The sequence below is a fragment of the Synechococcales cyanobacterium CNB genome (assembly GCA_030263455.1).
Classification (GTDB): Bacteria; Planctomycetota; Phycisphaerae; order Phycisphaerales; family UBA1924; genus CAADGN01.
In genome coordinates, this window is record SZOZ01000002.1 from 638,804 (window position 1) to 658,232 (window position 19,429).

Sequence of the window (19,429 nt, forward strand, 5' to 3'; positions counted from 1 at the left end):
GTCGCCGTCCCGTGAGCACGGATCGCGTTGCTATCGGACCCCTGATGAGCGGTTCGCCGGGGCGCGGTTCAGCGGAAAACTCGGGTCAGGTGCCGCGTCCGACCGGTCGATACACGCGCTCTGAGGAGGTGCCGCCGTGCTCAAAGGCGTCCAGACATCGTTCCGCCTGGCCCGATTCGACTCCGAGCGGGGCTGGGCGACACCGCTGCCGGGGAAACTCAACGGGACTTCGACGCTCGTGCTGGCGTTCGGAGGCTCGGCGTTGCACGACGATCCTGCGCCGATCTCGCAGGTCGCGGACGCCTTCCCCGACAGCCACCTGCTCGGGTGCTCGACGAGCGGGGAGATCCACGGCGCGGAACTGCACGACGGCGGCCTGTCGGTGGCGGCGTTCCGCTTCAACCGTGCAAAGGTGCGCACGGCGTCCGCCCCGGTGCGGAACGCGGCGGATTCGTGCCGCGCAGGGCAACTGCTCGGCGAGCAACTCGATGCCCCGGACCTGGCGGCCGTGCTGGTGTATTCCGACGGGCTGAACGTGAACGGGACGGAACTGGCGACCGGGATCAACGGCGTGCTCCGCGGACGCGCCGTGGTGACGGGTGGGCTGGCGGGCGACGGGACCGCCTTCAAGCGTACGTGGGTCGTGCGGAACGGCGAACCCCGTGAGGGCTTCGTCGTGGCCGCCGGCCTGTACGGTGAATCCGTGCGTGTCGGCCACGGCTCGATGGGCGGATGGGACTCGTTCGGCCCCGAGCGCGTCGTGACGCGCTCGAAGGGCAACGTGCTCTTCGAGCTGGACGGCAAGCCCGCGCTCGCGCTGTACAAGACGTACCTCGGGGATCGGGCGAGCGGACTGCCGGCGACGGGGCTGCTCTTCCCGCTCGCGCTGCGCTCAAGCCCGCAGGACCAGAAGGTGCTCGTGCGGACGCTGCTGGCGGTGGATGAGAAGGACCAGTCGATGACCTTCGCGGGCGACATCCCGCAGGGGTCGTGCGCCCAGTTGATGCGGGCGAACTTCGACCGGTTGATCTCCGGGGCCGGCTCGGCGGCGTCGCTGACCGGCGCGATGGAACGGAACGCGCCGTGCCTCGCGGTCGCGGTGAGTTGTGTGGGCCGCCGGCTGGTGCTCGGCGAGCGAACCGAGGAGGAACTGGAGGCCGTGCACGACGCGCTGCCCGAAGGCAGCGGGATGGTCGGCTTCTACTCCTACGGCGAGATCAGCCCGTACGTCTCCGGCTCGTGCGACCTGCACAACCAGACCATGACGCTGACGACGATCAGCGAGGAGTGACCGCCACGCGCAGGGGACCGTCATGAATCCCGTCCTTGTCCGCCAACTCAAGCGCCTCGGCGCATCGGCGGACAGTCTCCCCGACATGGCGACCTGGCGCGCGCTGCTGGAGCGGGTGAGCGCGGCGTACGACCAGGCCGACGAGGACCGCTACACGCTCGAACGGGCGCTGGCGATCTCGTCGGAGGAACTGCGCGAAGCGATGCAGGGCGCGCTCGCGGCCTCGCGGGCCAAGTCGCTCTTCCTCGCGAACGTCAGCCACGAGATCCGCACGCCGATGACCGCGATCATCGGGTACGCCGACCTGCTGGCCGATCCGGACTTCCCCGGACGGGAGGAAGCCATCGAGGGCATCCGCCGCAACGGCGACCACCTGCTCGGCGTGATCAACGACATCCTGGACCTCTCGCGGATCGAAGACGGCAAGATGACGATGGCAACGCGCCCATGCTCGCCCGGGCAGATCGTCCGGGAATCGGTGGATCTGCTGCGCCCCAGGGCGGAGGAGAAGCGGCTCACTGTGGTGGTGGAGACGGACGGCACCACGCCCGAGCGCGTGATGGCCGACCCGCTGCGGCTCAAGCAGATTCTCATCAATCTCGTCGGCAATGCGATCAAGTTCACGCAGCGCGGCCGGGTGCGCGTGGCGCTGGGCTTGGAGCGGGCGCCGACACCCAGGCTCGTCATCACCGTCGAAGACACCGGGATCGGCATGGCGGCCGATCAGGTCGAACGACTCTTCACGCCGTTCGTGCAGGCGGATGAGTCCATGGCGCGCCGCTTCGGCGGGAGCGGGCTTGGACTCTCCATCTCGCGCGCCCTGGCACGCCTCATGCACGGCGACATTACGGTCCGTTCGACCCTCGGCGAAGGTTCGGTGTTCACCCTCTCGATCCCCGTCGAACGGGCCGAGGGAGCCGACCCGGGCACGCCGACGGCGGCTGAGGACACGGACGCGACGGACGGCACGCCTCTGATCGGGCGGCGCATCCTCCTGGTCGAGGACGGCCCCGACAACCAGCGGATCATCGAGCACCACCTGCGCCGGGCGGGCGCGGTGGTGGTGGTCGCGTCGAACGGCCAGATCGCGCTCGACGTCGTGGCGTCCGCCGCGCACGCCTTCGACCTGATCCTCATGGACATGCAGATGCCGGTGATGGACGGGTACACCGCGACCGCGGAGCTGCGAGCGACGGGCGTGCGCACGCCGATCGTCGCGCTGACCGCGCACGCGATGGAAGGTGAGCGGCAACGCTGCCTCGACGCAGGATGCGACGGGTACCTCACGAAGCCGATCTCGCGCGACGGCCTGGTCTCGGCGGCGACCGCTTTCATTGAGGATCGCGCCGCCGAGAGGAGCGCCGCGTAGCCGCTGGCCGCCTCACCAGCCCAGCAGCCGCGCCGCCTCCTCCACATCCTTGTCGCCCCGGCCGGAGCAGTTGACAACGAGGTGCTGATCGTCGTTCATCGTGCCCGCGAGACGAACGGCGTGCGCGATCGCGTGCGCGGTCTCGAGTGCGGGAATGATCCCCTCCATCCGCGCCAGCAGCGTGAAGGCGTCGAGCGCCTGGCGGTCGTCGGCGACGGCGTACGCCACGCGCCCCGTGTCCTTCCAATACGAGTGCTCGGGTCCGACGCCGGGGTAGTCGAGGCCCGCGGAGCAGGAGTGGACCTGGGCGGTCTGGCCGTGCTCGTCCTGCAGCACGTAGCTGAGCGAGCCGTGCAGGATGCCGGGCGTGCCGAAGGCGAGCGGGGCGGCGTGCTGGCCAGGCTCGTTCGATCGCCCGCCCGCCTCGACGCCCACGAGGCGCACCCGCTCGTCCTCGATGAACGGATAGAAGATGCCGGCGGCGTTCGACCCCCCCCCCACGCAGGCGACGACGGCGTCGGGCAGGCGGCCCAGCGTGCGCAGGCATTGGGCCTTCGTCTCGCGACCGATGATGCTCTGGAGGTCGCGGACGATCATGGGGAAGGGGTGGGGGCCGACGACCGAGCCGAGGATGTAGTGCGTGTGCTCGACGCTCTCCATCCAGTCGCGCATCGCCTCGTTGGTGGCGTCCTTGAGGGTGCGCGAGCCGGACTCGACCTCGACGACGCGCGCGCCGAGCGCCTTCATGCGGACGACGTTCAGGCGCTGGCGCCGGGCGTCCTCCGCGCCCATGTAGACGTCGCACTCGAAGCCGAAGCGTGCGGCGGCTGTGGCGGTGGCGACGCCGTGCTGGCCCGCGCCGGTCTCGGCAATGACGCGCCCCTTGTTCATGCGCTGGGTGAGCAGGGCCTGGCCGAGCGTGTTGTTGATCTTGTGCGCGCCGGTGTGGGCGAGGTCCTCGCGCTTGAGCCAGATGGTCGCGCCGTGCCCGCGCCCGCCCGCCGAGCGCGCGTGGGCGGTCAGCCGGTCGGCGCGGTAGAGCGGCGTCGGGCGCCCGGTGAAGGCGCGCTCGAGTTCGCGGAGTTCCTCCCAGAAGCGTTCGTCGCGCGAGACGCGGCGGTAGACGTCGTCGAGCTGCTTGAGGGCGGCGACGAGCGTCTCGGGGACGTAACTTCCGCCGTAGGGGCCGAAGCGTCCACGCTCGTCGGGGACTTCGCTGATGCGTGGGGCGGGGGCCTGCGCGGGCGCGGTGGTCATGGGCAAGTCTATTCGGGCCGGGCGTGCGGGCCGTTGGCTTTTCGTTCGGCGCGTCGCGCGGCCCGGACGCCTGCGCTCTCGTCGACGCGCAGGGTGAGCGTGAGACCGACGACGAAGAAGGCGGTGAGAGCGATCATGGCGGGCACGTCGCCGAGCCAAGCCTTCATCTGGCCGAAGGTGAGCACGCCGACGACGCCCGCGAGTTTGTAGGTCATGCCCCAGAGGCCGAAGAACTCCGCGCTCTTCTGGACGGGGGTGAAGCGTCCGACGAGAGACCGGCTGCTGGTGCCGATGCCGCCCAACCCCAAGCCGACGCCGTTGCCGACGAGCCAGAAGAGCCACTCCCGCGGGTCGCTCGCGGCGGTGAGGGCGAGCATTCCCGCGGCGGTGGCGATCCAGACGCCGAGCGAAATGAGCACCATCGCGCGCGCGCCGATGCGGTCCTGCACCATCGCCGTGGCGACGGAGGCGACGCCCGCCGTCACGGTCAGTTGCAGGGCGAAGAGAACGAGTTTGACCTCGGTGAAGCCGAAGTCGTTGGCGATGATGCCGGCGAAGTAGATGATGGTCTGCACGCCGAAGCCGTAGACGAAGAAGGCGGTCAGGAAGCGGGCGAGTTGAGAAAAGAGGCGGGCGTCGGCGAGCGTGTCGCGGATGCGCCGCACGGCCAGGCCCAGCAGGTCCGAGAGCGGGCCGGGGTCGGATGGAGGGGGTCGCTCGCGGAGGATGAGGATGGCGGGGACCATGCCGAGGGCGAACCACACGCCCGCGAAGAGGAAGAGCGCTGACCATTGCGTCTTGTCGAGGCCGAAGAGCGCGATCGCGCCCGCGCTGATGACGAGCAGGATGAGCGCGCCCGCGTAGCCCATCGCCCAGCCGGTGGCCGAGACGCGCCCGATGTTGCGCGGCGTGGCGACCTCGGGAAGGAAACTCGCGAGGAAGTTCTCTCCCAGTTGGTAGAGCACGTTCGCGCAGAGGAAGAGTGAGGCGGCAAGCAGGACCGTGCCGGGGCCGGTCGCCGCCAGCCCGACGGTCAGTGCCGCGGCCAGCACGCCCGTGAGGATGAGCATCCGCTTCTTCCACCCGCGCCCGTCGGCGATCGCCCCGAGAAAGGGCGACACCGCGACCACGAGCAGAAGGCTGCCCGAGCCGAGCACGGACCAGAGGGCCTCGGCCCGGCGCGGGTCGGGTGAGATGACCTCGCGGAAGTACACGGGGAAGAGCAGCGTGATGATGATGAGTGTGAAGGACTGGTTGGCCAGGTCGTACATGCCCCACGCCCAGACCTCGCGGGGATTGGGCAGGCCACGGAAGGGGTTGAGGCGTGAGAGGATGGCGCTGGGCACGCGCGGAGGGTAGCGTGGCCGGCTACTTCGCGCTCTCGCTGGCGTACCAGTCGAGGAAGAGCGTCAGGTCCTCGGCGTCGACGGTCCAGTCGAGGTTCAGGTCGGCCTCGGGCGCCTTGGCGTCGAAGGCGGCGAGGAAGACGGCCGTGTCGTCCTCGTTCACCGTGCCGTCACCGTTGAAGTCGAGCAGGAAGCCTTCGCACGGGTTGACGTTGATGCGGTGGAGGTAGCAAGTGCGCGGGCCGTTCTCGGGGTCGGCCATGTCGCGGGCGATGTACGCGGCGTAGAGCGTGTTGCCGTCCGCCGAGACGGACAGGTTGTGGTAGTCGCCGAGGAAGCCAGTCGGCAGGTTGTCCACGCGGAACGACCGCGGCGTGAGGCGCCACTGCTGGACGACCGGGTTCGCCGTGCCGAAGCCCATGATGCGCGCGTAGTAGACGTCGACCCACTCCTCGGCGTCGGTGAGGTCGGGATCGTGGCGGTTGTCGTAGAACATGAGGTTCACGCCCCCGCACGAATCGACGGCGATGGCGGGGACGAACTGGTCCGGCCCGTACTCGCCGGGCGAGAGGCCAAGGAGAGAATCGGTGAGATGGAGCAGATGATCAGGGAGTATCACAGGAAACGTCAAGGCTCCCTGATCGTCCTGAATGCCTCGGCACACGATGATGTCCGTATTCGAGCTGCCGCTGCTGCTCTTCTTGGCATAGAAGGCGACGTACACATCGTCGATCCCCGCCCAGCGGTCAACGGCGATGGACGGTGCGTTCTTGCGCCTGTCGGCGAGGTAGGGCGTGTCGCCGCAGGGCGTCCCGCCGCACCCGGCCTGAGGGCACGTGTTCTGGCAGTTGTTATTCACGGTGGTCGGCGCAACCACGGAGCCTGGGGCGACAAGGACGAACGGCTCCGTGGGATAGTCCGGCCGCCAGTCAATGCCGTCGTCGGAGTAGACAGCGTACGGCTTGCCGTCGTTGTACAGCCAGTTCGGGCCGGACTTCTCGTCTCCCATAACGACCACGATGCGCCCGGTGGAGAGCACCACCGGACCGGCTCCCCAGCCGCGGAAGTGGCAGGGTGAGCCGGAACCCGGCGCAGGCTCGACGACATGCTCGTTCCACGACCACGAGCCGGGTCCGAGGTGCGCGTTCTCGGAGAGAGCAGACTTGTGCTGGTGGAAGTTGTTGCACCCGCCGTCCTGGCCTTTCTGACGCACCACGTAGTGCCGGATTGTGGTCGGCGTGCTAGGCTTCACACCGACGGCGATCCCCGGTTTGTCCTGCAAGCCCGAGGTGGCGATGAGCGCCTGGTCGCCGCTCTGGATGCTCAACGCCCCTGCATTCTTCCAGCCAACCACCGTGCCCGACGGGTCGCCGGCATGAACGCCGGTGAACCAGGCCGTGCCGTCGGTCGGGTGCGGTGCGGCGTAAACGTCCAGACTTCCCAGCGCTGTCCTCCCGAGCGCGATGCTCTGTCCCCACAGAATCGTCGCATACGAGAAGCCCGCGCCTGGCAGTGTGTCGCACGACATCACGAGCGCTTCGTTGCTGTTGGTCTGGCTGACCGCGATGGAACACTCGAACCAGTCCTGCCCCGCGGGCGTGAGTTTGAACCCGGGGCTGACGACGATCGGCGCCTGACCCGAAGCCACCCCACCAAGCGGTGCGACTGCCAAGGCGAGACCCAGTAGGCACAGCGACGGCGTGGAGCGAAGGAAGCGACGTGAACACGCCATGGAGCGACCTCCCGACAATGGCCCACTCCGGCTGCCAATCTACCGCTGAACAGCCCCCTACGCAAGTCCAAGCAACAGACAAGCGACACTCTCCCCAGCAGAGTACCAACGAAGGCACGCCTTCCATCGTGCGAACGCCGCCCATGCCTGGATCCCGTACCGACACGGCTGGCGGAGAGGCAATCCTGAAATCTGGCTTTGCACACAGACAGCACGACAACAGCCTTGAGTCCGAGGGTTCTGTTCGGTACATTTGGTGACATGTGTGCAGATACAGCGGGGAGACGTTCGTCCGGTGTGCCTCGGCGATGGATGCCGTGCGCCGGCCTGCTCGCGGCGTTGGCGGGACACGCGGAGGCCCAAGAGTGGACGTGGCAGTCCATCGACCTGCACCCGCCGGGCGTGTACCAGTCCGAGGCGTACGCAGCAGCAGAACGACTCGCAGGAGGATGGCTGTACGTTGGGGATGACCAGGACCTGAAAGGTCCCGCGTTGTGGATTGCTCCCGTGCTCGATCTTGTGTTGCTGCTCCCGGACGGTGCTGTAGATGGCTGGGTGTACGGGGCGAGCGATGGACTCCAAGTGGGCCATGTGCTGTTTGCGTCGACTCGTCCAGCCCTTTGGCTTGGGACGGCTGAGAGCTATATCGATCTGTTTCCGGGAGGCAACTACACAAGCGGCGTGCTCGAGGATGTCTCCGGCAACCAGATCGCTGGGCGAGTTGGTGTAGGGGGCAATAGTCATGCCGGACTGTGGGTTCTCGACGAACCAGTGGTCTTCGTCGATCTTCACCCTGCTGGTGCGCTGCGTTCCTCTGCGCTGGCAACGGACGGCGTGAAGCAGGGGGGGGTTGCCCGGCTCTCAGGCTCCAACGTCTCAACAGCCGCGATGTGGCACGGCTCGCCCGGATCGTTCGTCAACATGCACCCGCCGGTTGCCCGTGACTCGGCGATCTGGGGCATGGCTCCCGGCGTGCAGGTGGGCAAGGCGCTGATCGAGGACATCCTCCGCGACCACGCCATCCTCTGGCACGACACGCCCGAGAGTTGGATCGACATGCACCCGCCGCAGCACGACGGCAAGCACTCGTACCTCTACGCGACAACGGGGACGATGCACGTCGGAAGGTCGAACGGCCGCGCCGGCTACTGGCTCGGGGACGACCCGGCGAGTTTCTACGACCTGCACGTGCACGCTCCGCCGGGCGCGCTCGGCTCGGGCGCGTACGACGTGGCCGTCCACAACGGCAAGGTCTACATCGCCGGCTACGGCATCTTCGGCACGCAGTCCCGCGCCGTTGTCTGGATCGGCACGCCGATCGCCGAGGGCGGGCCGCCCGGACAGCGCGCGCCGTCAAAGGCAACCCGCTGGCCGCCGTGAGGCGCGGGGAAGGCTCACTCTTCCTCGAACCCGGACGCGACGAGTTGGCTGAGTGCTTTGCAGGCCTGCTCGGCGTCGTCGCCCTCGGCCGTGACTTCGAGTTTGGTGCCCTTGGTGGCGGCGAGCATCATCATCTGCATGATGGACTTGCCGTCGACCTCCTGGTCGCCCTTTCGGACGCGGACGGCGGCCTTGAAGGCGGAAGCGGCGTCCACGAACGACATCGCCGGGCGCGCGTGCAGCCCGAGGCGATTGACGATCGTGACCGTGACCGTGCAGCGGTTGGGCACACCCGACCCCCCGCGCTCGCGGAGCGGCGCAGGCTCCCGCGAGACGCGTTGTTGATTACCCGGCGAGTTGCTGGCTGTCGGCCTCTTCGAGCAGGGTCTTGACGTCGTCGACGGAGGTCGCCTGTCGAAGGAACCTGCGGAAGGTGTCCTTGCTCAGGTTCTTGAAGATGACCTCCATCGCCTGGAGGTGCTCCTCGGGCCGGTCGTCGGGGCTGAGGAGGAGAAAGACGGAGTAGACGGGCTGCCTGTCGAGGGCGTTGAAGTCCACGCCGCGCTGCGAGAGGCCGATGGCGGCGGCCATGCCCTTGATGGCCTTGTGCTTCACGTGCGGGACGGCGACGCCCTTGCCGAAGCCGGTGGAACCTTTCTGCTCGCGTTCGAGGATGGCGCGGATGAGGTCGGGCTGGACGTTCGCGGGCACCGACCCCGCGGCGACGAGGGCCGCGACCAGTTCCGCGACGACGTCGTCCCGCTCGGAAGCAGCGAGAGAGGGAACGATGGCGCCTTCAACGACGATTTCGGTCAGTTTCATGCGTGTGGTCCGCGACGTGAGAGGGGGGGCGGCTGCGTCCTGCACGCTCACCGCTTGCCCATCTTGAGACGCTCCTTGAAATCGGTGAGTTGCCGGGCCGCCTTGTCGATCACGAGGTCGATCGCGGCGTACAGGTCCTCGTCGCGGGCGTGCGCGACGAAGTTGTCGTGCTTCTCGACGTCCACGACCAGCTCGGCGTCGAACTCGGCGTGGCGGTGATGGTTCTCGCGGGCGAGGGTGAGCGTGACGCTCTGCGTGCCGTCGAAATAGCGGGGGAGTTTCTCGCACTTGGACTGCGCGTGGGTGCGGATGGCGTCCGTGACCTCGACTCCTCGACCCACGACATCGATGCGCATGGCCTCTCCTCGGCGGCTTGCGGTTGGCGCCCGCGGAACTCGCGGCGAGCGCGGGGTCCATCATACGCCCGGCGGGGGCTTGGCCGACCCGCCCGGGGCGTCGTCGGCGGGCGGCCCCGCCGACGCAGGCCCGTCCCCCTTGGGCAGGGGCTTGACGCCCGGCGGGAGTTGCGATTCGGGGATCAGCACGCCGCCGGTGACGAAGAAGCGGATCGCCTCCTCGACCGAGATCGGCAGGTCGATCACCTCCTTCGCGGGAACGTTGATCGTGAAGCCTGTGAACGGCGTGGGCGTGGAGGGGATGAAGATGGTGATGACCGGCTCGCCGGTGTGCTCATGGACGGCGCGGAGGGAACTGCTGGTCATCAGGCCCACGGTCCAGATGCCCTTGCGCGGGTACTCGACCAACACGACGCGGTTGAAGGCGATCGGCGTGTCGCCCATGATCATCTGGACGACCTGCTTGACGTGCGGATACACCTGCTTGAAGCCGGGGATTTTCGCGAGCAGCGCCTCCAGCCGCTCGTAGACGCGCCGGCCGAGGTAGCCCCCGAGGAGCAGCCCCGCAAAGTAGATGAGAATGATCGCGACAACAAGGCCCGAGGCTTCGAGGTACCAGTGGTCGTCCCACGCCTCGCGGAACTTCTCCCGTCGCATCAGCGTGCGGACGCGCTCGTCGGACATCTGCGCCATCCCGCGGAACATGCGGACACGGCGCGCGTCGGCGATCTCGGCGTCCGTGACGCGGAACCACGAGGGAAGGCGCGAGTCGGGCACGACGCGAGGCGTGATCTCGATGATCGCCATGCGGACGCCGCGGTTGATCGGCTGCCCCACGTTGTTCATCAGAAAGTTGAACAACTGAACGAGAATCCACAGGGTGAGCGCGGAAGGGAGCAGGATCGCCAGGCCGCGGCCGAAGAACCGCTTGAAGTCGCTGGTGAAGGTTCTGCGCTCGCTCATGGCGTGTGGCCCGTGCGTGGAGGGGTGCGGTGCGCGGGTCGCGGCGTGGCGGGCAGCGGGGGCGCGGATCATCGCGCGGGCGAGTCAAGACCGAGAATGGGCCTAACAGGACTCGAACCTGTGACCTCGCCCTTATCAGGGGCGCGCTCTAGCCAGCTGAGCTATAGGCCCGCACACGCCGCGCTCCCGCGGCTGGGGTGGAGAGTATACGAGGATGCGATGGAAGTCACCCGCCGCGGTATCGCCTCACCCCTCGGTAAGCAGCGAGAGCACGAACTCCGCACCCTGCCCTCGAGTGCGCGCGAGCCGGAGGTCGCCGCCTGCTGCCCGCGCCAGGCCGCGTGAGAGAGCGAGGCCCAGGCCCAGGCCAGGGGTGGCGGCGTCGGCGTCGCGAGCGGCCCGGACAAAGGGGCTGAAGATGCGTCGCCGTTCCGCCCGCGGCACGCCCGGGCCGAAGTCGCGCAGGCGCACCTCGACCCGGTTGTCACGTCGGCGGGCGCGCAGCAGCAGACGCCGGTCGCCGGCCCCGGCAGCGTACTTGCAGGCGTTGTCCACGAGATTCGTCAGGATGCGCTCGACCGAGGCGCGATCGCCACGCAGCCGCGCGCCGTTGAGGTGGTTCAGATTCGCCTGCAGCGTCAGGCCGCATCGGGCGGCGCGCTCGGCGAGAGCAGGGACGATCCCGCCGAGCAGCTCGACGGCGTCGAAGGCGTCCGAAGCGTTGGGGGCTTTGGCCCGACGCCGCGCACCCAGACGGGCGTACTCGAGGACACTCTCGACGATGGCCGCGAGTCGCTGGGACTCGGCCTTCAGCGTGGTCAGGTAGCCTCGCTGGCGTTCACCCTCCGGCACCATGCCGTCGGCAAGCATCTGGGAGTAGAGGCAGAAGGTCGTGAGCGGCGTGCGGAGTTCGTGGGTAACGGCCGAGACGAAGCGGCCGCGGCGTTCGGAGAGGGCGAGCGAGGCGCGGAGCACAAGCCCGATGGCGACGACCGCCGCGAGCACGGCGATCCAGGAAACGACGAGCGTGATGCGGGTGGGTGTCACGACGGGCACGAGGGCCGCGGCCCAGTCGCCCGGCACGAGTCCCGCCGGGATGCCCGCGAGCATCAAGCCGGGCTCAAGGGGGGGGGACGGGCCGCCCGTCAGTCGCGCGTCGGGCGTGCCTTCGAGGCCCGGCCTCAGTTGAGCGGCGGGCAGAAGGTCGGCCACAGAACGCAGGAGCATCGAGCGCAACGCCGGCCAATCGATCCAGAAGCCTTGCAGGGTCTCACGCCCCTCGACGCGGACGGCACGGACGAACACGAGTTCCGGGCGTGCGTTGGCCGTGTCGGCCAGCCAGACGGGCATGAGCGGGCCGGTCTCGACGGCGGACGCGGCGAGCGAGTCGAGCGCTTGCGCGCCGAGCGTGAGCGGTTCGGTAGCGGGCTGTGTCGCTTCTGTCTTGACGAGGTAGCCCGCGGGCGGTGGGGTGGCGGTCTGCGCTCTGTCGGCGTCCTCGAACCGCTGCTGCTGGGCCGCCCCGCGCGCGATCTCCGCGGCCTGCTGGCGCGCCTCGTACTCGGCGTCGCCCTTCGAGAGCGTCGCTGCGGGCACGCGCAAGCGAGCGCCCGCCTCCCCGGGGAACTCCTCCATGTGCAGTCGCTCCATGTGCAGTCGCCCGGGTCTGATCGCTTCAATGTTTCCTTCGGCCAACGCGCTGCCGCGCACCATCGCCGTCAGCGCGAGGAGCCGACGCTCGGCGTCGAGCACCTGCGCCGCCGGCACGTAGGCTGCCTCGGCCTGGTCGCGCATGTTGCCCGTCGGGACCTGCGGCGAGACGAGCCAGCCATTGTCGGAGACCTCGAAGTGCAGCAGGATCGGAGCCGCAGGGCCGGTCAGCAGGGGCGACGGCACCAGCACCTCCCCCGGCAGCACTTCCTCCCACATCCGCGTGTACGCCCGTTCGGCAGGGTAGAAGGCTCGGTACTGGAAGTACGGGCGCGCGGCCTCGGCGGCGATGATCGGCGCGAGCAGCGAGTCCATCCGCCACAACGCGAGCCGGATCGACTCCTGCTGGCGGGCGTGGCGCTGGGCCTCGGCCTCGCGCCGCTCCAGCCGGACCATCTGCCACGTCACCCACCCCAGACCGTCGATGACCAGCAGCACGCAGACGGCGTAGACGACCCAGGTCAGGCGGCGCGATCCGGTCACGGCGATGCCTCTGCCCCCTCGGGCGCGGCGGCGAGCATATAGCCCCGCCCGCGCACGGTGACGATGAACCGCGGCTCGGCCGCGTTGTCGCGGAGCTGCTCGCGCAGGCGGGCGACGGCCATGTCCACGGTGCGGGTCTGCATGCCGCGCGGGTCGATGCCCCACACGCGCAGCAGGAGTTCGTCGCGCGAGATGGCCCGCCCGCGGTTGTGCGCGAGATACGCGAGCAGGTCCGCCTCGCGCTCGGGCAGGACGATGCGCGAACCGTCGGCGCGGATGAGTTCACGGCGCTCGAAATCCAAGGTGCAGCCGGCGATGCTGAGCGTGCGCAGCGGCTGTGGGCGTTCCGCGCTGCGGCGCAGCACGGCCTCGACGCGGGCGATGAGTTCGGACGCGCCGAATGGCTTGACGACGTAGTCGTCCGCGCCGAGGCGCAGGCCGCGCACCTTGTCCTCCTGCTCCCCGCGGGCGGTGAGGAAGATGACGGGGAGCGAGGGGCGGACCCGGCGGAGCCGCTCGAGCACGGTCATCCCGTCGAGACCGGGCATGAGCACGTCGAGCAGGACGATGTCCACGTCCGCGCTGCTGGCGGTTTCGAGGCCGGAGAGACCCTCGGAGGCTTCGAGGACGGAGTAGCCGTGAAAGGCGAGGGCGTCGCAGACCCCGCGGCGGATCGCGTCGTCGTCCTCCACCACCAGCACGCGGGCTATGGGCATGGCGCCTCCGGGGTCAGTGTACGCGGGAAGAGGAACACCCAGATCGCGGGGAAGAGCGGGGAGGACACGGCGAGGTGAACCCGCCACGGATGGGCATGGATGAACGCCGGTGAAACCGGCTGACAGCGAAGAGAACCTGAGATCGGGGCGTTGGGGCTTGAGACTCCGAGTGTCGGCATCCAGGCCTCAGCTTCCGGATTCCGGGTCATCCATGCGCGCCCGTGTCCACCCGTAGCAGGTTCTCTTCTCTGTTCCCACCTCGTCACTCCGTCACTCTCCGCTTCACGCCGGCCCCTTGATGAGCGTTCGCTTGCCGTCGAGCAGCAGGTACAGGTCGCCACTGACAGCCAGGATGCTCTGGCGGCCTTCGCGGGCGAAGCGCCGGGCGAGGTCGAAGTACGCGTCGGTGCCGAACTCGACGACGGCCTCGGCCTCCTCGTTCTCGTGCTCGAGCATCTCGGCGTCCACCCAGCGCAGGCCGCGCTGGTAGAGCGTCCGGTCCGCGACCTGCTTGACGGAGGCTATCTGCGCAGCAGCGAGCGCTCCGCCGTTCGCCCTGACGTCCCCCCCCGCGAACATGACCTGCCGACGGTTCAGCGACTTCTGGTCGATCTGGGCGTTGAGGTTGGCCTCTTTCGCCACCGCGCCGCCGCCCGCGCGGTCGCTCCGGGCTTCGGCCACCAGGTCGTACTGGCGCTGGCGGTACGCGTCTCGCTGCGGCGAGTCGGGGAGTCCGGCATCGCCGCCACCGCGCGACAACCGCAGCACCAGGCCCAGGTCGATCTCGGGCGCGCCGGCGAATTCGGGCGTCCCCGGTTCCGCTGCCAGAAACGCCGTGTACTCCGTCAGGATGCCGTACTCGATCGACAGCCGGATCACCTCGTCCACGAGTTCCTTGATCCGCGGGTCGTCTTCGCGGCGCTCGCGCGTGGGCAGGCCCGCGTCCGCGCCCGACTGTCGGATCTCGTCGAGCAGCACGGCGATGCGCCGGCTTGCCCACAGCCGAGGCACGAAACTGTTCCGCGGGCTGGCCTTGTCGAGCGCAAAGGTGAACTCGAACGATCGCAGCTCGCCCGTCGCGTCCATGCCGCTCAGCACGAACGTGACCGGCTGGTTCGTCAGGTGTTGCCCCAGGATGACCAGCTGGTCGCCGTCGAAGACGTCCGGGAGTTCCGAGGGCATGAGCTGGCGCAGCGGCTGACCGGCGACTTTCGAGGGGTCTGCGGCGCGGTAGGTGAGCGTGGGCGATGCGAGCACGGGGCCGCGCAGTCGCCGGAAGACCTGCCCGACCTTCACCTCGACGTCCTCCTTCGGCAGCACGAAGGTGCTGGTGGCGCGGGTCGATCGCGCCAGCGCGGAGAGCAGCGGCGTGTTCACGTCGTAGCCCACGCCGAAGGTGAAGACGCGGCGCTTGTGCGTGTTCGCCGAGAGCGCGGCCTCACGGATCGCGCCCTCTCGCCGCTCGCCGACCGTCGGCAGGCCGTCGGTCAGGAACAGCACGATCGGCAGGCAGCCCTCCGTGACGGGCGGCCGCAGAGCGGTGAGCAGAGCGTCGTGGATGTTGGTGCCGCCCATCGCCTGCATCGCGCCGACGTACTCGCGGGCGCGGGCGATCGTCTCGGCGTTCTTGAGCACGGGCTGCGGTGCGAACGCCTCGATGGTGTCCGAGTAGTCGATGATGTTGAACGCTTCGCCCTCGTCGAGGGCCTCGATGATCATCAGTGCGGCGGCCCTTGCCTGGTCCATCTTCTCACCGCGCATGCTCCCGGAACGGTCGATGACGACCGTCACCTCCCGTCGCAGGGCGCGCGCCTTGCCGTTCTCGAGCGGCGGCAGCGCGGCCAGCAACAGGAAGTACCCGCCGTTCACGGACCCCGTCGGCGTCGCGCCGACGCGCGGATCGGGATAAGCGATGAGCGATGCGCTCGCGCCCCCGGCCTCGGGTCGAGCGAAGAGGTACGAGAGCCGAAACGCGCCAGGCTCCGTCGCGGCCCGCTCCGGCACCGTGACGCGGATGCGCCCCGCCGACCGCTCGGTCACGATCTCATGCGTGGGCGAGTACACGGTGGTGACGGTGCGGTCGGTGCGGATCGTGACGCCCATCGACCACTTCACGTCGCCGGCCTCGAGCGACTCGCTGCGCGGGAAGGCGTAGTCGATCCGTTCGCCGTCGGCAGGCAGCACCTGCTCGTAGGTCAGGTGCAGACGCTGCGTGCCGTTGGCCGGCACGGGGAAGACGCTGGTGCGGATGAGGTTGTAGCCGATGAACTCGACGAGGCCGGGGTCGAGTGTGCGCCGAACGATGTCGTCGTAGATGCGCCGGGCCTCGTCGCGCGGCAGGAGTTTGGCGACGCCCTCGTCGGGCAGGCCCTCGAGACGGAACTGGCGTACCGCCGAGCCATCCGGCACGGGCAGCAGCAGTTGCGCCTCCTGCGGGCGCGGGCCCGGGTTGCGGACGACGATGGTGACGGTCGTGGTGGCGATCTGCTCCCGGATGTCGGTTTCGACGCCGACGGATTCGAGCCGCACCGGGGCGTCGGGCAGGGGCAGGACGACGCGACGCTGGGGGATGATGACATTGTGCGGACCTCCGTCGGCCTGCTGCGCAACGCCTGGGAAGGGGGTCGCGAGGAACATGGCGAGCGCGAGCAGGCCGACGAGGAAACGCCGCATGGCTGGCTCCTTCTGTCTGTGTGCGATGGCCGCACGCTCTTCTGTACCACCCGAATGGCGTTGGGGGCGCAACCGCTTTGTAACCCGCCGGGGAAGGCGAGCGAATCGGAAGTGGGGCGGGCCTCCCGCCGGCCTCTACGATGCTGCGATGACCGACCTGAACGCCCTCTCCCTTCCCGAGTTGTTCGGCGCGCTCCGCGGCGACCTGGACGCGCTGGTGCGGGCGATGCACCGCGAGGACCTCGGCCCGGATGGCGTGGACCTGACGAGCCTGGTCGCGGTAGACGAGGGCGCACGGCTGGACGCGACCATCGTGGCCCGCGAGGGGGGGGTCGCCTGCGGGCTGGCGGCGGTTCCCGCCGTGCTGGCGGTGTTCGCGCCGGGAACACGCTTCCAGCCGGCTGCACGCGACGGCGACACCGTGCGGGCGGGCGCGACGCTGGCACGCCTGTCCGGACCGGCGCGGGAACTGCTCGCGGCCGAACGCTCTCTGCTGAACCTCATCGGACGCCTGAGCGGCGTGGCGACCCGGACCGCGGCGTTCGTCAGGGCCATGGGGGAGGGTGCTCGCGCACGGCTGTACGACACGCGCAAGACCACGCCCGGGCTGCGCGGCCCGGAGAAGTACGCCGTGCGCTGCGGCGGCGGGTGGTGCCACCGCATCGGGCTGCACGACGCCGTGCTCATCAAGGACAACCACCTTGCCGGACTGACGCCGCAGCAGGTGGGCGAGCGCGTGCGCGAGGCCGCCCTGCGAGCGCGGGCGATGCGCCAGGCGGGGCGGCTCGTGCGGTTCGTCGAGGTCGAGGTCGATTCAGTCGAGCAGCTGGACGCCGTGCTGGCCGTGGAGTCGGGGCTGGTCGACCTGGTGCTGCTCGACAACATGCCGCCCGTGACGCTGCGCGAGGCCGTGCGGAGGCGCGACGCCGCCGACTCGCGGATCGAGCTCGAAGCCTCCGGCGGCGTGACGCTCGAGACCATCCGTGAGATCGCCGCGACTGGCGTCGAGCGGATCAGCGCCGGGTCGATCACGCACCACGCGGTGTGGCTCGACGTTGGGATGGACGCGGGGTGAGGCCGATGGGAAGGCGGGGCGCTTGGTGACTGTGCAGGAGTGCAGGTTCGGCGTCCTGAATGTCCGCTGTCCGCTGTCATCATGCGTGAACAGGCACTGACAGAGTGGCCCGATGCGCTGGAAGCGGCGGTGGCTGCGCTGCGGTCGCCGTGGTTCGACCGCGTGGCGGTGCTCGCCGAGACGGGTTCCACGCAGGACGCGGCATGGTCGATGTGCGCCGGCCGACCCGGGCTGCTGCTCGTCGCGGGTCGTCAGACCGCGGGACGCGGCAGGCTCGGACGCCGCTGGACAGACGAGCACGCCCTCGGGCTCACCATGACGATTGTGCTCGAAGCCGAGACGCTCGGCGCGCAGTGGCGAGGGAGGCTCGCGCTCGCCGCCGGGATCGCCGCGTGCCTCGCCGCCGAGCGCGCCATCGGCGGCGGCGACGACTTCCGCACCTTCGGCCTGCGCTGGCCCAACGACGCGGTCGAACGCCCCACCGCCCGAAAGATCGCGGGCGTGCTGGTCGAAGTGCGGCACGGCCTCGCTCTCGTCGGCGTCGGCCTGAACGTCCTCCAGACCGAGGACGACTGGCCCGACGAGTTGCGCGGGCGCGCCGTGTCGCTCCGCGAGTGCGGGTCGCGGGCATCCAGGCTCGACGCGGCGATCCTCGTCGTCCACGCGATGCACGACACGCTCTCGACGCACGCCGACGCGCTCGACGCGGCGGCGCATCGGGCGGACGTGCTGCGCGGCACGCGCCGGACGTTCACGCACGAAGGCCGCTCATACACCGGCGTCGTCGAGTCGATCTCGCACGGCGGCGGCGTGACGCTTGCGCTCGACGGGGGGGGACGGGCGACGCTGCCGGCGGAGACGACGAGCCTGGTCCACGAGCGGCGGTGAGCGAGTGCGCAACGCGATGCACCGCCGTCGGAGGATAAAGAAGAGGAACGCGAGACCAACGGCGACGGCACGGGCTACACTTGGCCATGAACGCGCTCGCCGCGGCCGTCGGTCTGGCTCTGCTTCTCGGCGCGCCGCTCGCGGCCCAGGAGTTGCCGCCCGAGCCGGCCAAACCGAGGCAGCCCGCGCCGACCCGTCCCCCCCCTTCGGTCGAGCCGGGACCGGACGGCAACTGGTTCGTGAACGCCGGGTTCGAGGACGGGCCGGACCCGTGGTGGTCGTTCGCCGCCGAGAACCCATTCGCTTGGTCGCACTTCTCGATCACCGAGGATCGCGCCCGCGGCGGACGACGCAGCGCGCTGCTGAACATGGACAGCACGCGCTACGAGGATCCATCGGTCCGCATCTACGGCGTGATCCAGGAGGCCGCGTCGGGCGCCGCGCCGGAGAAACTCAGCGGGTGGTACCGCGTCGAAGGGTGGGAGCGCGGGACGACGAAGCAGTACCTCCAGGTGGTGGTGATCGTGTGGAACGCGAGGCGCCTGCCATCGGGTGTGCGCAATGCCGGCAACTACCAGATGGCGTACGTCCTCGGCGGTGTGGACGCGGCGCCGCTGAACATCACGAACCGCAAGTTCATCATGGCGCACCCGGAGCATGGTTCTGCCGTGGGGGACGCGCGCGAACCGGTGCAGGACGAGTGGATCTTCTTCGAGTTCGATCTGCGCGAGGACTTCAGGAAGCACTGGGGCGTCGAGCCGCGCGACTTCGAGTGCCTGCGCGTGCTCTTCGAGGTGCGCTACGACGACCGCAAAGCCGATGAACCGCCAGCCAGGGCACGGGTCTATTACGACGACCTCTACCTGGGCAGCGAGTCGCGGCACGAGGAGGCCGAACGCTGGAAAGCGGAGCAGCCGGCCGGTGATTGAGGCGCGTCGCGGCGCCTACGGGCAGCCTTTGGCGTGGTCGTTGAGGAAGGCGAGGAAGTCGAGGGTGTTGACGACGCCGTCGTAGTTCCAGTCGGTGAAAATGCTGCGTTCGGCCCAGGCGTTGAGGTAGTCGAAGAAGTCCTGCGTGGTGACCGCGCCGTCCTTGTTGAAGTCGGCGCGGCAGGTGGGGCCGAGGTAGGCGACCCAGCCCTCGGAGTTGCCTGCGGGGTTGATCCCGCCGCCGACGATGGTCCGCCCGTCGGCGGAGACGCCGTAGGCGGCGAGGAGGTACCAGCCGGGTGGGACGGCGACGCCGAGTTCGGCGAGGACGTCGGTGACCCGGCGCATGCCGGTTTCGGGCGTCCAGATGAACGCGCCGTTGCCGTTGTCGTCGAGGACGACGGCCTCGCCCACGATGACGTTGCCGTCCCAGGAGACG

Annotated in this window: 16 protein-coding genes, 1 tRNA gene and 1 pseudogene; 7 read left to right on the forward strand and 11 right to left on the reverse strand. The window is 69.4% G+C overall.

The genetic code is table 11. The features are described from left to right. The first annotated feature begins 166 nt into the window (after window positions 1-166). Both FBT69_04310 and FBT69_04315 read left to right on the forward strand, forming a co-directional pair. On the forward strand, window positions 167-1,291 hold the full coding sequence (locus FBT69_04310; protein MDL1904024.1) for a hypothetical protein: 1,125 nt from the start codon (window positions 167-169) through the stop codon (window positions 1,289-1,291). Window positions 1,292-1,313: 22 nt separating this feature from the next. After that, entirely contained in the window at window positions 1,314-2,660 is a 1,347-nt protein-coding gene (locus tag FBT69_04315) for a response regulator (GenBank protein ID MDL1904025.1), read from the forward strand. A gap of 12 nt (window positions 2,661-2,672) precedes the next feature. Here FBT69_04315 and trpB read toward each other — a convergent pair whose 3' ends face one another. Genes trpB through FBT69_04330 form a run of 3 tightly spaced genes read right to left on the reverse strand, consistent with a single transcriptional unit; the run spans window position 2,673 to window position 6,995 of the window. After that, window positions 2,673-3,917: a tryptophan synthase subunit beta gene (gene trpB / locus FBT69_04320; protein ID MDL1904026.1), complete on the reverse strand. Its 1,245-nt coding sequence runs from the start codon at window positions 3,915-3,917 to the stop codon at window positions 2,673-2,675. Window positions 3,918-3,925: 8 nt separating this feature from the next. Further along, entirely contained in the window at window positions 3,926-5,263 is a 1,338-nt protein-coding gene (locus FBT69_04325) for an MFS transporter (protein ID MDL1904027.1), read from the reverse strand. 22 nt (window positions 5,264-5,285) lie between these two features. Further along, window positions 5,286-6,995: a hypothetical protein gene (locus tag FBT69_04330; protein MDL1904028.1), complete on the reverse strand. Its 1,710-nt coding sequence runs from the start codon at window positions 6,993-6,995 to the stop codon at window positions 5,286-5,288. A gap of 261 nt (window positions 6,996-7,256) precedes the next feature. Here FBT69_04330 and FBT69_04335 point away from each other — a divergent pair, with 261 nt between their 5' ends. Next, window positions 7,257-8,375 carry a hypothetical protein gene (locus FBT69_04335; GenBank protein MDL1904029.1) on the forward strand — a complete coding sequence of 373 codons (1,119 nt, stop codon included), beginning with the start codon at window positions 7,257-7,259 and terminating at the stop codon, window positions 8,373-8,375. 14 nt (window positions 8,376-8,389) lie between these two features. On the opposite strand, the gene FBT69_04340 is transcribed toward FBT69_04335, so the two are convergent. The 8 genes from FBT69_04340 to FBT69_04375 form a co-directional block, all read right to left on the reverse strand. Beyond that, window positions 8,390-8,665 carry an HPr family phosphocarrier protein gene (locus FBT69_04340; protein ID MDL1904030.1) on the reverse strand — a complete coding sequence of 92 codons (276 nt, stop codon included), beginning with the start codon at window positions 8,663-8,665 and terminating at the stop codon, window positions 8,390-8,392. 55 nt (window positions 8,666-8,720) lie between these two features. Next, the gene (locus FBT69_04345) at window positions 8,721-9,197 is read right to left on the reverse strand and encodes a PTS sugar transporter subunit IIA (GenBank protein MDL1904031.1); all 477 of its coding nucleotides are present in this window, start codon (window positions 9,195-9,197) and stop codon (window positions 8,721-8,723) included. 47 nt (window positions 9,198-9,244) lie between these two features. After that, on the reverse strand, window positions 9,245-9,553 hold the full coding sequence (raiA, locus tag FBT69_04350) for a ribosome-associated translation inhibitor RaiA (protein ID MDL1904032.1): 309 nt from the start codon (window positions 9,551-9,553) through the stop codon (window positions 9,245-9,247). A gap of 60 nt (window positions 9,554-9,613) precedes the next feature. Then, window positions 9,614-10,588 carry a DUF502 domain-containing protein gene (locus FBT69_04355; protein MDL1904033.1) on the reverse strand — a complete coding sequence of 325 codons (975 nt, stop codon included), beginning with the start codon at window positions 10,586-10,588 and terminating at the stop codon, window positions 9,614-9,616. A gap of 25 nt (window positions 10,589-10,613) precedes the next feature. Then, window positions 10,614-10,687 (reverse strand) — tRNA-Ile (locus tag FBT69_04360). 75 nt (window positions 10,688-10,762) lie between these two features. Continuing rightward, window positions 10,763-12,709 (reverse strand): HAMP domain-containing histidine kinase, encoded by a 1,947-nt coding sequence (locus FBT69_04365; protein MDL1904034.1) that lies wholly within the window; start codon window positions 12,707-12,709, stop codon window positions 10,763-10,765. Next, complete coding sequence (locus FBT69_04370; protein MDL1904035.1) at window positions 12,706-13,425, reverse strand: response regulator transcription factor; 720 nt, start codon at window positions 13,423-13,425, stop codon at window positions 12,706-12,708. Before FBT69_04370 ends, FBT69_04365 begins: the two co-directional genes overlap by 4 nt. A 282-nt stretch (window positions 13,426-13,707) precedes the next feature. Then, window positions 13,708-16,098, reverse strand: a complete 2,391-nt coding sequence (locus FBT69_04375) for a VWA domain-containing protein (GenBank protein MDL1904036.1) — start codon at window positions 16,096-16,098, stop codon at window positions 13,708-13,710. Between the two features lie 148 nt (window positions 16,099-16,246). Between FBT69_04375 and nadC the strand changes: the two genes are divergently transcribed. From nadC to FBT69_04395, 4 genes and pseudogenes are all read left to right on the forward strand, one after another. Continuing rightward, window positions 16,247-17,173 carry a carboxylating nicotinate-nucleotide diphosphorylase gene (gene nadC, locus FBT69_04380; protein MDL1904037.1) on the forward strand — a complete coding sequence of 309 codons (927 nt, stop codon included), beginning with the start codon at window positions 16,247-16,249 and terminating at the stop codon, window positions 17,171-17,173. Window positions 17,174-17,254: 81 nt separating this feature from the next. Beyond that, on the forward strand, window positions 17,255-18,061 hold the full coding sequence (locus FBT69_04385) for a hypothetical protein (protein ID MDL1904038.1): 807 nt from the start codon (window positions 17,255-17,257) through the stop codon (window positions 18,059-18,061). Between the two features lie 86 nt (window positions 18,062-18,147). Further along, window positions 18,148-18,990: a hypothetical protein gene (locus FBT69_04390; protein ID MDL1904039.1), complete on the forward strand. Its 843-nt coding sequence runs from the start codon at window positions 18,148-18,150 to the stop codon at window positions 18,988-18,990. A 224-nt stretch (window positions 18,991-19,214) separates the two neighbouring features. Beyond that, window positions 19,215-19,325 (forward strand): annotated as a pseudogene (locus FBT69_04395) (PE family protein). Window positions 19,326-19,429 lie beyond the last annotated feature (104 nt).

Excerpts from the sequence above, each read along its gene's own strand:
- FBT69_04335 (MDL1904029.1), top strand. The coding sequence starts at position 7,257 with ATGTGTGCAGATACAGCGGGGAGACGTTCGTCCGGTGTGCCTCGGCGA.
- FBT69_04355 (MDL1904033.1), bottom strand. The coding sequence starts at position 10,588 with ATGATCCGCGCCCCCGCTGCCCGCCACGCCGCGACCCGCGCACCGCAC.
- FBT69_04390 (MDL1904039.1), top strand. The coding sequence starts at position 18,148 with ATGAACGCGCTCGCCGCGGCCGTCGGTCTGGCTCTGCTTCTCGGCGCG.
- FBT69_04330 (MDL1904028.1), bottom strand. The coding sequence starts at position 6,995 with ATGGCGTGTTCACGTCGCTTCCTTCGCTCCACGCCGTCGCTGTGCCTA.
- FBT69_04315 (MDL1904025.1), top strand. The coding sequence starts at position 1,314 with ATGAATCCCGTCCTTGTCCGCCAACTCAAGCGCCTCGGCGCATCGGCG.
- FBT69_04370 (MDL1904035.1), bottom strand. The coding sequence starts at position 13,425 with ATGCCCATAGCCCGCGTGCTGGTGGTGGAGGACGACGACGCGATCCGC.
- nadC (MDL1904037.1), top strand. The coding sequence starts at position 16,247 with ATGACCGACCTGAACGCCCTCTCCCTTCCCGAGTTGTTCGGCGCGCTC.
- trpB (MDL1904026.1), bottom strand. The coding sequence starts at position 3,917 with ATGACCACCGCGCCCGCGCAGGCCCCCGCCCCACGCATCAGCGAAGTC.
- FBT69_04375 (MDL1904036.1), bottom strand. The coding sequence starts at position 16,098 with ATGCGGCGTTTCCTCGTCGGCCTGCTCGCGCTCGCCATGTTCCTCGCG.
- raiA (MDL1904032.1), bottom strand. The coding sequence starts at position 9,553 with ATGCGCATCGATGTCGTGGGTCGAGGAGTCGAGGTCACGGACGCCATC.
- FBT69_04345 (MDL1904031.1), bottom strand. The coding sequence starts at position 9,197 with ATGAAACTGACCGAAATCGTCGTTGAAGGCGCCATCGTTCCCTCTCTC.
- FBT69_04385 (MDL1904038.1), top strand. The coding sequence starts at position 17,255 with ATGCGTGAACAGGCACTGACAGAGTGGCCCGATGCGCTGGAAGCGGCG.